General features: G+C 52.5%; 14 protein-coding genes. 1 reads left to right on the forward strand and 13 read right to left on the reverse strand.

What is annotated here, in order from left to right; all coding sequences use genetic code 11:
- Positions 1-15: 15 nt before the first annotated feature.
- Positions 16-1350: a stage II sporulation protein D gene (spoIID, locus tag K2F33_RS04550; protein ID WP_263881105.1), complete on the reverse strand. Its 1335-nt coding sequence runs from the start codon at positions 1348-1350 to the stop codon at positions 16-18.
- A gap of 277 nt (positions 1351-1627) precedes the next feature.
- On the opposite strand from spoIID, the gene K2F33_RS04555 reads away from it, so the two are divergent.
- The gene (locus K2F33_RS04555) at positions 1628-1774 is read left to right on the forward strand and encodes a hypothetical protein (RefSeq protein ID WP_263881106.1); all 147 of its coding nucleotides are present in this window, start codon (positions 1628-1630) and stop codon (positions 1772-1774) included.
- A gap of 47 nt (positions 1775-1821) precedes the next feature.
- Here K2F33_RS04555 and murA read toward each other — a convergent pair whose 3' ends face one another.
- The 12 genes from murA to K2F33_RS04615 all read right to left on the reverse strand — a co-directional run bounded on the left by murA (position 1822) and on the right by K2F33_RS04615 (position 11772).
- Entirely contained in the window at positions 1822-3177 is a 1356-nt protein-coding gene (murA, locus tag K2F33_RS04560) for a UDP-N-acetylglucosamine 1-carboxyvinyltransferase (RefSeq protein WP_089549719.1), read from the reverse strand.
- Positions 3178-3574: 397 nt separating this feature from the next.
- Entirely contained in the window at positions 3575-3832 is a 258-nt protein-coding gene (locus tag K2F33_RS04565) for a DUF1146 family protein (protein WP_076174666.1), read from the reverse strand.
- A gap of 343 nt (positions 3833-4175) precedes the next feature.
- Positions 4176-4580 carry a F0F1 ATP synthase subunit epsilon gene (locus tag K2F33_RS04570; protein ID WP_076174668.1) on the reverse strand — a complete coding sequence of 135 codons (405 nt, stop codon included), beginning with the start codon at positions 4578-4580 and terminating at the stop codon, positions 4176-4178.
- Between the two features lie 53 nt (positions 4581-4633).
- Positions 4634-6037, reverse strand: coding sequence for a F0F1 ATP synthase subunit beta (gene atpD, locus K2F33_RS04575; RefSeq protein ID WP_076174670.1), 1404 nt, complete (start codon positions 6035-6037; stop codon positions 4634-4636).
- 248 nt (positions 6038-6285) lie between these two features.
- Entirely contained in the window at positions 6286-7149 is an 864-nt protein-coding gene (gene atpG, locus K2F33_RS04580; RefSeq protein WP_076174672.1) for an ATP synthase F1 subunit gamma, read from the reverse strand.
- A gap of 138 nt (positions 7150-7287) precedes the next feature.
- Positions 7288-8802, reverse strand: a complete 1515-nt coding sequence (gene atpA, locus K2F33_RS04585) for a F0F1 ATP synthase subunit alpha (protein WP_076174674.1) — start codon at positions 8800-8802, stop codon at positions 7288-7290.
- A gap of 16 nt (positions 8803-8818) precedes the next feature.
- Complete coding sequence (locus K2F33_RS04590) at positions 8819-9367, reverse strand: F0F1 ATP synthase subunit delta (RefSeq protein ID WP_089549717.1); 549 nt, start codon at positions 9365-9367, stop codon at positions 8819-8821.
- Positions 9364-9852 carry a F0F1 ATP synthase subunit B gene (gene atpF / locus K2F33_RS04595; protein WP_145162898.1) on the reverse strand — a complete coding sequence of 163 codons (489 nt, stop codon included), beginning with the start codon at positions 9850-9852 and terminating at the stop codon, positions 9364-9366. Before atpF ends, K2F33_RS04590 begins: the two co-directional genes overlap by 4 nt.
- Positions 9853-9994: 142 nt before the next feature.
- On the reverse strand, positions 9995-10219 hold the full coding sequence (gene atpE / locus K2F33_RS04600; RefSeq protein WP_036706394.1) for a F0F1 ATP synthase subunit C: 225 nt from the start codon (positions 10217-10219) through the stop codon (positions 9995-9997).
- A gap of 88 nt (positions 10220-10307) precedes the next feature.
- Positions 10308-11117: a F0F1 ATP synthase subunit A gene (gene atpB / locus K2F33_RS04605; protein WP_263881107.1), complete on the reverse strand. Its 810-nt coding sequence runs from the start codon at positions 11115-11117 to the stop codon at positions 10308-10310.
- Between the two features lie 30 nt (positions 11118-11147).
- Positions 11148-11525: an ATP synthase subunit I gene (locus K2F33_RS04610; RefSeq protein WP_076174683.1), complete on the reverse strand. Its 378-nt coding sequence runs from the start codon at positions 11523-11525 to the stop codon at positions 11148-11150.
- Positions 11518-11772 carry an AtpZ/AtpI family protein gene (locus K2F33_RS04615; RefSeq protein ID WP_076174685.1) on the reverse strand — a complete coding sequence of 85 codons (255 nt, stop codon included), beginning with the start codon at positions 11770-11772 and terminating at the stop codon, positions 11518-11520. Before K2F33_RS04615 ends, K2F33_RS04610 begins: the two co-directional genes overlap by 8 nt.
- Positions 11773-11941: the final 169 nt, after the last annotated feature.

Genomic DNA, 11941 nt, shown 5'->3' on the forward strand with positions numbered 1-11941 from the left:
CTTTATATTATTTTTTCAATCTTTAGAGAGAAGTTTTGAAGCTTGCGTAAAGTCGATGCCCGTATAGTAGTGTTTGAGAATTTGCGTGGCGGTGGATCCTTCCTTAGCCATCCCGTCCGCACCCCACTGGCTCATCCCGACGCCATGCCCGTATCCGTACGTGGTGATCTGGATGTCGGCCCCCGAGGTCTTCCAAGTAAACTCGCTGGACCGCAGGTTCAGCTTCTCTCTCACTTCCCGGCCGCTGAACACATGTCCGCCAATGGAAATCTCTTTAATCCGATGCCCCTCCGTCGTAGACAAAACTTGAATGAAAGGCTGACCCGTCGATACCGTGATAGCCTGTCCGGCCAAACCGAGCTTGGTGATAAAATCTTTCCGGCTGATCGTGACCGTCTCCTTGTACCCCGGTGCCAGCTCTTTGTCCCATGGACTCGCTACGCTGCGGAGGTACGGGATGTCATCCTTCCAATAATCTTCCGAATTTTCGGTATACCCGTTGCTGGTAGAGAAAAAGGATGCCGTAATCGGCTTGCCTTTATAGGTCATGATCGTATTGCGAGTTTCCTGCACCGCCCGCTGCAGCTTGGCCAGCTCCGCGGATTTCCCCTGCGCCTTCCATTCCTTCTCCAATACTTCCTTGGAGATATACGCCTGGTGGCTGACCGTATCGGTCACCATGGCCTTGCGGTCCGGCACGCCGCTCATGTCGCCGTCAACGAGGCGGCGGACGATAAAAGTGCGGGCCGCGATCGCCTGCGCTTTGAGCGCCTCAAGCTCAAAGTCCGCCGGCATCTCGGCCGCCAGCACGCCGGTGACGTAGTCTTCCATCGGCAGCACTTCCACTTGTCCCGTCTTCGTCAGATAGACGGACACGTTCGGCAGCTGCGCCTCCACTTGCGGCGCGGCGGGCTTGACCTGTGCCGGCGCCGGAATGGGCGCGGGCACCGGTGCGGGGTGGTGGTTCGTCGACACCACCACCAGCGTGGGCAGCAGCAGCGCCAGTGCGAGAACCCCGCCCGCCCCCCACAGGGCGGCTGGGGGCACCTTGCGGGCGCTGCCCGGGCGGCGCGGCCCTTTGGCCGGGCCGCGGCTTGGCGGCGGCGTCCATGGGCGCCGCCCGTTGGTGTGCCGGGCGCCGCCAGGCGCGCCCGGGGCCTCGGGCCGGAGCGTGCCTTGGCGCTCCGGCCTCGCCGGCGCTGCAGCCTCTGGCGGCTGCGCAGCATGGCCGGGCAGCAGCGTCAGCTGCGGCCTGCCCGGCTGGGGGGCCGTGCTTCTCGGATCATCCGGCGTGAGCGCTTCGCTTCTGGGAGCGACGGGAATTTTTAATTGTGTGCGTGGATCCTTCATATTCTCTCAAACCTCCGTCCATGCTTCGTCCTTCGTTACTAGACCTTCCGGATACCGGCTGCGCGGCGGGCAGATATCGATGGGACGCGGCGCTATCGTCCGCTCCCCTCTTCACCGTTCACATCCGATATTCATACATATGAGAGGCTTGAGAGTGATAGAACCCTTTTTAAGAGAAACAGAGATTGTGCCTTCCAAGCAGAAGGAACCTTCTATTCCTTAAGAGAACAAATAGGCTGGGTCAGAACCCGATGCCCTGCATCGTATAGGAAGAAGTATGAACTGGCCCAGAGCCGAAACGGTGGTGGATCGCAGACAATTGGACGACAGAAAAGACCAGGCCGCAACGGGCCTGGTCTTTTCTCAGCTGCTTATGGTGGATGGCCGCGTAGCTCCGGCCACTTGTTTGTTTACAGTACAATGAATCGTTTCCAGTAAAATGTTCCGCCTATCACAAGATCAAATAAGGACTTACACCCAAGTCGGCTGCACATTCACCAGCTTGACTTCCTCTTCCTTGCTGTCCGCCTCTTTCTTGGCCGCTGCCGGCTGAGTCAAGGTCGGCTCATCGACGGAAATCCGCCAAATATCGGCTCCCAGGCCTTGCAGCTTCTCAGCCAGGTGAACATAGCCCCGGTCGATATGATGCGTACCGCTAACCTCTGTCGTTCCTTCCGACACGAGGCCCGCCAGAATCAAGGCTGCTCCGGCCCGAAGGTCGGTAGCGCACACCTTGGCGCCTGTAAGCTTGGCACCGCCGGTTACGATGGCCGTGCGGCCCTCTACCTTGATCTCCGCGTTCATCAGCTGGAACTGGTCCACATGCATAAAGCGGTTCTCAAACACCGTCTCGGTCACAACGCTCGTGCCCTCCGACTTGAGCAGCAGCGCCATCATTTGCGACTGCATGTCGGTCGGGAAGCCCGGATACGGCAGCGTCTTGATATCAACCGCTTTGAGCGGATGGTTCGCCTTCACGCGCACGCCATTTTCGCCTGGTTCGATTTCAACGCCCATCTCTTCCAGCTTGGCAATGACTGGACCCAAATGATCCGGAATCGCGCCTTCAACGTACACGTCTCCGCCGGTAATCGCGGCCGCCACCATGTAGGTGCCTGCTTCGATCCGGTCCGGAATGACCGTATGCTCGGTACCGTGCAGCTTCTCCACGCCTTCGATCCGGATAATACCAGTACCGGCGCCGCGCACTTTCGCGCCCATACCGTTCAGGTAGTTAGCCAAATCGACAATTTCCGGCTCTTTCGCCGCATTTTCGATCACCGTCACGCCTTCAGCCAGCGTGGCGGCCATCATAATATTTTCAGTAGCGCCTACGCTGGCCACGTCCAAATAGATCTTGGCCCCGCGCAGTCTGCCATTACTTTTCGCTTCAATGTATCCTTGTCCCAGGCTGATTTCGGCACCCAGCGCTTCAAAGCCCTTCAGATGCTGATCGATAGGTCTTGTACCGATGGCACACCCGCCCGGCAGTGAAATCCGCGTATGGCCCATTCTCGTAAGCAGAGGACCCATGACCAGAAATGACGCCCGCATCTTCCGCACCCACTCATAAGGTGCCTCACATGAGGAAATCGTTTGGGCATTGACCCTCATTACATCCTTTTCATATGTAATGACTGCACCTATGGATTCCAATACTTTACTGATTGTAATTACATCGTCAAGAGGAGGCGCATCGATAATGATGCTTTCTCCTTCTTCCCCAAGAAGAGAGGCAGCGATGATCGGAAGAACAGAATTTTTTGCCCCGCTGACTTTCACGCTTCCGGTCAGTTTATTGCCACCGCGGACGATAAATTTGCTCATCATGATTCCCTCCGCGTCCAATTTTTCCTTTATTTCTGGATATTCAAGAAATTACATTGCTAATTCCCTAACTTCCATCATAACACTGACCTTTTGACGGATACAAGCGTTTTTTGGCGAATATGCTCCGAAGGAACTATCGCTTCAAGCCAGCCGGCATCAAGGCACGCTAAGCGGGATGAGTTACGAAATCAGACTTTTTCGGCTCCAGGTCCACATCTTTTTTAAACGTGTAAGGCTTTCCTGCCACATCGGCAAGTGGAGCCTTCAGCCTTACCTAAACTGTTCTTTTTCATTGTTGACATAAAAAAATGTTATTATTCGACATCTTTCAACCATGTTCAGTTGCTGAAGTCCTACAAGCAGCCTATCAGTGATATAACCAAACGTTGACCGGTTAAAACATATACCGGATCATGTTGCTCCAGCCGATATAATCGAGCAGAAACTTAGCGACGAAATGCCCCAGCACTACTGCCAGCAGCAGCTGCAGCAGCTTCCCTTGAGCTCCCTTCGGATGCCTGATAAACAGGTCCAGCTTCAAGTTCTGGAGCGCCCACCAAGACAAACCGATGCAGAACAAAGACACCACAATGGACATCAGACCGCTGACTCCGATGGTGCTTGATATGTTCTGTGATACGTCCGAATCCATGCCCTTACCTCCATCATCACTTGATTTAAAAAAAGAATAACGATGAACGCTGGGTGTCCCTTCCAGCAACCAAGCTCATCAAGGGACTATTATATAATACTTGCCTTGACCTCAAGAATCCAGTTCCAATTCCTTTATTTTTGAATAATTTATCGTAAAGCGCTTTCTGTCTAATTTCCTCGGAAATAAATAGGTCATTTGGACTAGTCAGCACCAATATTCTATATGGAATATGGGGATTGTATGACAGAAGAATCCCCTGGTTTCATAGGAACGATACCTTCGGTTTTTCCCTTTTCAATAAAAAAGCCTGTCTCTTTAACGAGACAGGCTCTCTGTACTATTATTTACGACCGGCCACATTGATCCGGTTAATCGCTTTTTGCAGGGCCATTTCCGCACGGCGGAAATCGATCTCATCCTGCTTGCCCGCTGCCAAACGGCGCTCGGCACGCTCTTTGGCGGCACGTGCACGTTCAACATCGATCTCTTCAGGAAGCTCTGCGCTCTCAGCCAGAACGACAACCTTGTCTTTACGTACTTCAACAAAGCCGCCGTTAACCGCGATCTCGGTGGTTTTCTTGCCGCTCGTCACGGCAATCGGAGCAACCCGCAGCGGGGTGACCAACGGAATGTGGTTCGGCAAAATGCCGAGCTCACCCTCCACACCGCGTACAACCAGGCTGTCCACCTCTCCGGAATAAGCCACGTGGTCCGGTGTGACGATTTCCAATAAAAAGGTGCTCACTTACATCCCTCCCTGAATGCTCACTTCGGAAGCAGTTAGCTCCCGGCAGGACACTATTCCAACGTCTTCGCTTTTTCTACGGCTTGTTCAATCGTTCCAACGAAGAGGAAGGCTGCTTCAGGAAGGTCGTCGTGCTTGCCTTCGAGAATTTCCTTGAAACTGCGGATCGTTTCTTTAACCGGTACATAAATACCCGGCATGCCGTTAAACGCTTCTGCCACGTGGAATGGCTGGGACAAGAAACGCTGTACGCGGCGGGCACGGCCTACGATCAGCTTGTCGTCCTCGCTAAGCTCATCCATACCGAGGATGGCGATGATATCCTGAAGCTCGTTGTAACGGGCCAGGAGACGCTTAACGCCTTGAGCGACGTTGTAATGCTCTTCGCCTACGATTTCAGGCGTCAGGATCCGGGAACTCGATGCCAGCGGATCCACCGCCGGATAGATACCCATCTCGGAAATTTTACGCTCCAGGTTGGTCGTTGCGTCCAAGTGGGCGAACGTAGTAGCTGGAGCCGGGTCCGTATAGTCATCCGCAGGCACGTAGATCGCCTGGATCGACGTAACGGAACCTTTTTTCGTGGAAGTGATCCGCTCTTGAAGCTGACCCATCTCGGTTGCCAGCGTTGGCTGGTAACCTACCGCGGAAGGCATCCGTCCGAGGAGGGCGGATACTTCGGAACCGGCTTGGGTAAAGCGGAAAATGTTGTCGATAAACAGCAGCACGTCTTTGCCTTCTTGATCACGGAAGTATTCCGCCATCGTCAGACCAGTCAGTGCCACGCGAAGACGGGCGCCCGGCGGTTCGTTCATCTGTCCGAATACCATCGCCGTCTTGCTGATAACGCCGGAATCGCTCATCTCGTGGTACAGGTCGTTACCTTCACGGGTACGTTCACCTACACCCGCGAATACGGAAATACCGCCGTGTTCCTGAGCGATGTTGTTGATCAATTCCTGGATCGCAACGGTTTTACCTACGCCGGCACCACCGAAGAGACCGATTTTACCGCCCTTTTGGTAAGGAGCGAGAAGGTCGATAACCTTGATCCCTGTCTCCAGCATTTCTGCTTGGGTCGACAGTTCGTCGTATTTTGGTGCTTCACGGTGAATCGGGCTGGAAACTTCGGAAGTCACTTCGCCCGCTTCGTCGATCGGCTGTCCCAGTACGTTAAATACGCGCCCGAGGGTAGCGGATCCTACCGGAACAGTGATTGGGCCGCCCAAATCCACTGCTTCCATACCACGAACGAGTCCATCAGTGGAGGACATGGCAATGCAGCGCACCATGTTATCGCCCAGATGGTTTGAAGCTTCCAGAGTCAAGTCAATCTGGCGTCCGCCAGCGACTGTGCCCTCAACTTTAATTGCATTGTAGATTTCCGGTAGTTGACCTCTTTCGAATTCGATGTCGACAACCGCACCCATAATGCTGACAACGCGTCCTTTGTTCATCTTTTTTGTTCCCTCCTACAAGTCTGCTGTATTCGCAAACCTAAATCGTAAGCCATGCGGCTTAACGGTATGCTCCGTGCAAGGTTCTATTATGAAATATAGATCATGTCTATCGCAGGTAACCGAAGCCGACAGACCGATTAAGGATGAGTTTGCTGCTGAAAACCAGGCGGGGCTTCTCCATACGCGGACAAGCACCCCCGGGTTATGAAAACTGTTATTCGAAAATAAGACACCGTCTAAAAATCTTATACCTGAGCGTTCGCACCAGATACGATTTCCGTAATTTCCTGCGTGATCGCCGCCTGACGCGCACGGTTGTAAGACAGCGTCAATTCGTTGATCAGCTTGGTCGCATTCTTTGTCGCCGCGCCCATCGCCGTCATCTTGGCACCCAGCTCACTGGCTTTGGCGTCCAGCAGTGCGCTGAAGATCAAGGTTTCGGCATATTTAGGAAGCAGCGCTTCCAGAACGGCTTCCGGAGACGGCTCGTATTCGTAGCTGGCCACCGGAGAAGCTGCGGATTCCATGCTGTCCATCGGCAGGAGCAGATTGGCTTCCGGAATTTGCGTCAACGCGTTCACAAAGCGGTTGTAGATGACGTACAGCTCATCGATTTTGCCTTCCTCAAACTCGCGGACCGCTGCGGAAGCGATCGACTTGATGTCGGCAAACGATGGCGTATCGGACAAGTCCGTAACCTCTTTCACAATCGGAAGCTCTCTGCGGCGCATGTAGTCGCGGCCTTTCCGTCCAATCACGAACAACTCGTATTCATCGTTGGACTTATGGCGTTCCTTAATCATCGTCGAGACAAGCTTCAACACGTTGGCGTTCGAACCGCCCGCAAGACCGCGGTCGGAGGTGATGACCAGGTAACCGGTTTTCTTCACGGGACGTTTCTCAAACATCGGATGCTTGATGCCTTTGGTACCGGACGCGATGCTGGAGACCACTTCCTTCAGCTTCTCGGAGTAAGGACGGGAATGCTGCGCCATCTCCTGGGCTCTTCTCAGCTTGGAGGCAGCGACCATTTCCATCGCCTTCGTGATCTGCTTCGTGCCTTGAATACTTTTGATCTGACGTTTAATTTCGCGTAATCCTCTTGCCATGTTTTCACCACCTCAAAACTTTAGCAGAGCTAAAGTTACTTCGAAAGCATTTGCATAGCTTTGACATCGTCAAAGCAGACTCGATGCGCATATCTAAAAAGATGAACCCGAGCCTTGCGGCCCGGTTCACGTCCAGGCTTACGCCATCACAGCAAAGCCTCTTTTAAATTTATCAATAGCCGCTTTCAGAGCCGTTTCGTTGTCGGCAACCAGATCTTTGGTATCGCGGATGGACGCCATGATCTCAGGATGGTTGCTTTCAAGGAACGCCAGGAATTCGCTCTCGAAACGACGGATGTCGCCGACAGGAATGTCGTCCAGGTGTCCTCTGACTGCCGTGTACAAGCTGGCTACCTGCTGCTCAACGCTGAGCGGCTGGTTAACCCCCTGCTTGAGGATTTCCATCAGTCTCGCACCACGGTTCAAACGGGCCAGCGTGGATTTGTCAAGGTCGGAACCGAATTGGGAGAACGCTTGAAGCTCGCGGTACTGGGCCAAATCCAGCTTCAAACCGCCGGCGACTTTCTTCATCGCCTTGAGCTGCGCGGAGCTACCTACCCGGGATACGGAAATACCTACGTTGATCGCCGGACGCTGTCCAGCATAGAACAGTTCGGACTCAAGGAAGATCTGTCCGTCCGTGATCGAAATAACGTTGGTTGGGATATATGCGGATACGTCGGACGCCTGTGTTTCAATGAAAGGCAGAGCGGTTAATGAACCACCGCCGAGTTCATCGGACAGCTTCGCCGCGCGTTCCAGCAAACGGGAATGCAGATAGAATACGTCACCAGGATAAGCTTCGCGGCCTGGAGGACGTCTGAGGAGCAGGGACAATTCGCGGTATGCCGCTGCCTGCTTCGACAAGTCATCATAGATGATCAAGGCATGCTCGCCTTTGTACATGAAGTACTCACCCATTGCACAGCCCGCATAAGGAGCGATGTACAAGAGCGGAGAAGGCTCGGAAGCCGATGCGGTAACGACGATCGTGTAGTCCAGAGCGCCGTGACGGCGAAGGTTTTCCACGACGTGCGCAACCGTCGATTGCTTTTGGCCGATGGCGACATAGATACATTTCACGCCATTGCCTTTTTGGTTAATGATCGTATCGATCGCGATTTGGGTTTTACCCGTTTGACGGTCACCGATGATCAGCTCGCGCTGTCCGCGGCCGATTGGCACCAGAGCGTCAATCGCTTTGATACCGGTTTGCATTGGCTCATGAACCGATTTACGGTCGATAACGCCTGGCGCGCTGCTCTCAACCGGACGATAAGCAGAAGCTTCGATCGGTCCTTTGCCGTCCACTGGCTGACCAAGCGGGTTGACAACGCGTCCGAGCAGGGCTTCCCCAACAGGAACCTGCATGATGCGTCCGGTACGTTTTACTTGGTCGCCTTCTTTGATTTCTGTGTAAGGTCCGAGGATAACGACACCTACGTTGCTTTCTTCCAAGTTCAGCGCAAGGCCTACAACACCGTTGGCGAACTCGACGAGCTCACCGGCCATAACATTGTCGATCCCGTGAATACGGGCGATACCGTCACTTACTTGAATAACGGTGCCGACTTCGGCCACTTCGATGTCAGATTTATATTGTTCAATTTGACTTTTAATCAGCGTACTGATTTCTTCAGGTCTGATACTCAAGTGTCTTCACCCCTATCTACTGTGCTAGTCTGTTAAAAGACTTTTCAAGCCGTTCCAGCTTCCCTGCCAAACTGCCGTCGTACAGCATATCGCCGATGACGACTTTTACACCGCCGAGCAGATTTTTATCAATCACGTTGGTTACGCGAATTTTCTTCTTAGCCAATGCTCCAAACTCCGCGGCAACCGTTTCGATTTCCTGGTCGCTCAGCGGATAGGTGGAGTACACCGTGGCGTCCGCAAGTCCAAGGCTTTCGCCTTCGATCCGGACGTAGCTGTCCAGCAGGTCGGCGAACAGATCCGCTCTGCCCCGCTCGATCAGCATATCAACGGTGTTCATGACCGGCTGGGATACTTTGTCTTGAAGGGCCTTCTTCAGCACATCCAGTTTCACCGATACGGCAATGTTGGGCGTGGAGATAAAACGGCGGATCTCGTCATCCTGGGTAATGGCCCCAACGACGGCCTTGAGCTCCTGCTCCACTTCCAGCGTTTTCTGCTGCTGCGCAGCCACTTCAAACAGCGCCTTCGCATAACGCTTGGCTGCTATTGTCTCCCGGCTCATGGTCTGCCCCCTACCTCTTTAAGGTACTGGTCCACGAGCTCTTCCTGAGCTTTATCGCTGCTGACTTCCTTCTCAAGCAGCTTGGATGCGATCTTCACGGATACGGCGCCCAGCTCGCTGCGCAGCTCCTGAACCGCCTTGTTCTTTTCGCTTGCGATATCGCGGACAGCGTCCTCTTTAATACGAGAAGCTTCCACCTTGGCTTGTTCCATAATTTGGTCAGCCTGCTTGCTGCTCGTTTGTCTGGATTGTTCGATAATGTCGTAAGCCTCTTTGCGCGCATTTTCCAGAGCTTTTTTCTGCTCTTCTACGTAAGCAATGGCTTGTTCGCGGGTTTGTGCCGCTTCGTTCATTTGACTCGTCACAAGCTCACGGCGCTTCTCCATGATGGAGAACAACGGACCGAAAGCATATTTGTTCAGAAGCAAATACAGAATCACAAACGCAATCAATGCGATAAAGAAAGATGCGTAGTTAATACTCAATCTAGTCACTCCTTTCCGGTGCACGTTCAGTCTTGTTCATCAGACAATCAGATAAGGAAGGATCCAAGAACCTTCCTTATCTGACGGCTAAAAAGAAGGCGCGGATGGCCGTGGCCTTCCCCGCCAAACCTTACTGCTTAAATTAAGCTCCTGCGTAGAACAAGAACGCGAGTACGACACCGATGATTGGAAGGGCTTCGACCAGACCTACACCGATAAACATTGTTGTTTGAAGCGTGGATTTCGCTTCTGGCTGACGAGCGATACCTTCAACCGTTTTACTTACGATCAGACCGTTACCAATACCTGCGCCAAGTGCGCCCAAACCTACTGCAATCGCAGCTGCAAGAAATGCCCAAACTCCCATTTGTAAAATCCTCCTTAGAGATGTGTATTTGTTAATATTTATGTTTAGTTAAGAGTGAAGGAAGAAAACTCCAAGCTTAACTTTGAAGCTAGTGTTCGTGTTCGTCGTGACTTTCTATCATTTGTGAGATATAAACCATCGTCAGGATCGTAAAGACGAATGCCTGGATGGCGCCGACGAAAATACTGAAGCCCTGCCAAACGACGAGACCGAGCGCAGAAGCGATGTATCCGCCTACGCCGAGTGCGGTCAGTTTCAACAGAACCGAGATCAGCACTTCACCCGCGAAGATGTTACCGAATAGACGCATGCCCTGCGTCAGCAGCTTCGCAAACTGCTCGATAACGTTAATCGGGAAGAAGAACCAATAAGGTTGGAAATAGTGCTTAAAGTAATTCTTCGTATTCTTGGTGATTCCAAGAAAGTGCGAAAGCAAGAATACGATCAATGCCAGCGCCATGGTTACGGAAGCGTCAGCCGTTGGTGATTTCCACCAGGCCACACCGACTTCTTCAACTTCCGGGTGCTTTGCAAATTCCTCGGTTACAGAAACGATTTCTTTACCAAAGATGTGCGCATGTCCTGCATCATGGAAGTCTGTTACGATACCAAAGGGAAGTCCCAGCATGTTGCCAACGAAGATAAACATAATAAATGTCAATCCAAGGGACAGAAAGTGCTTCCCTTTCTTCCAATCCATCGTGCTGGAAATCAGGTTCTGGACGAATTCCACCGTCCATTCCATGAAATTCTGCAATTTTCCCGGGTTTTCGACTGACAAGTTACGGGTTGCCAGCTTCGCGATCACAAACACGATCACACAGGTCACAATCAGCATCAGAATTGCGGAAAGGTCGAATCTTATGCCGCCCAATTCAATAATCGGTGATGTATGCATGTTTTTCTCACCCCTTTCTCAGTTGAAGGTCTACTCCTGTTTACGAGACAATCGAATCCCTATGAATAAGAGAAGAAACTGTGCCAATACCAGTGTTGCCGCTACGGCATACAGGTTAAACGTCTCCGGCCTTTGATAGGCCACAACGACGGCCAGCACACTGAGGGCTGCACGGGTCAGAAAACCCATATTTACTCTCTTGCCGCCCCCGCCTTCGACTGAATCCAACACTTTTTGCACTTTATAGCCCAAATAAAAGCTATTGGCAAGGCTGACACTGGAGCCAAGCACCATACCCAGCGCTATACTCCGGTATTGCGGGAAGACAGCAGCACCCAAGAAGCAAAGAGCCAGGAAATAAAGTGTCGCTCTAGTCAATACCCTGCGGTATTTCCATAGTTCACTCATCACTTTCCCCCATGACTGCCTTGGTGATCATAAAAACGCTTACGCCGCCAATCGCCAGACCCAGCAAAACTCCGAATGCAATCCAGAGTCCGGGTCCTCCCCAAATCTTGTCCAGCCAGGAGCCGAGATAAAAGCCCCCTAAAGTACACGCGGCCAGATCGATTCCGATGGCGCTTACAAGGCCCGCATACTTCAGAGGGCTTGCAGCATTTTTATTGGATTTTTGCGGCTTATCAGGTTGATTCATCTCTGTCCACCCTCTAATCCCAGTTCATTTTACTGAATGACCCGAGAGTTTGTCAATTGAACAAATCCGTGTCGAAACTGGCTGGAAATGTGACTAAAATCACTGCAAAAAGCCCGCAAATCCGTGTCAACCGTACAGTTTAACTGTATGCTGTACTCTTTGCCCTCAG

It is taken from the genome of Paenibacillus sp. PSB04 (assembly GCF_025809195.1).
Lineage (GTDB): Bacteria > Bacillota > Bacilli > Paenibacillales > Paenibacillaceae > Paenibacillus_AQ > Paenibacillus_AQ favisporus.

Excerpts from the sequence above, each read along its gene's own strand:
- spoIID (WP_263881105.1), bottom strand. The coding sequence starts at position 1,350 with ATGAAGGATCCACGCACACAATTAAAAATTCCCGTCGCTCCCAGAAGC.
- K2F33_RS04555 (WP_263881106.1), top strand. The coding sequence starts at position 1,628 with ATGAACTGGCCCAGAGCCGAAACGGTGGTGGATCGCAGACAATTGGAC.
- murA (WP_089549719.1), bottom strand. The coding sequence starts at position 3,177 with ATGAGCAAATTTATCGTCCGCGGTGGCAATAAACTGACCGGAAGCGTG.
- K2F33_RS04565 (WP_076174666.1), bottom strand. The coding sequence starts at position 3,832 with ATGGATTCGGACGTATCACAGAACATATCAAGCACCATCGGAGTCAGC.
- atpD (WP_076174670.1), bottom strand. The coding sequence starts at position 6,037 with ATGAACAAAGGACGCGTTGTCAGCATTATGGGTGCGGTTGTCGACATC.
- atpG (WP_076174672.1), bottom strand. The coding sequence starts at position 7,149 with ATGGCAAGAGGATTACGCGAAATTAAACGTCAGATCAAAAGTATTCAA.
- K2F33_RS04590 (WP_089549717.1), bottom strand. The coding sequence starts at position 9,367 with ATGAGCCGGGAGACAATAGCAGCCAAGCGTTATGCGAAGGCGCTGTTT.
- atpE (WP_036706394.1), bottom strand. The coding sequence starts at position 10,219 with ATGGGAGTTTGGGCATTTCTTGCAGCTGCGATTGCAGTAGGTTTGGGC.
- atpB (WP_263881107.1), bottom strand. The coding sequence starts at position 11,117 with ATGCATACATCACCGATTATTGAATTGGGCGGCATAAGATTCGACCTT.
- K2F33_RS04610 (WP_076174683.1), bottom strand. The coding sequence starts at position 11,525 with ATGAGTGAACTATGGAAATACCGCAGGGTATTGACTAGAGCGACACTT.
- K2F33_RS04615 (WP_076174685.1), bottom strand. The coding sequence starts at position 11,772 with ATGAATCAACCTGATAAGCCGCAAAAATCCAATAAAAATGCTGCAAGC.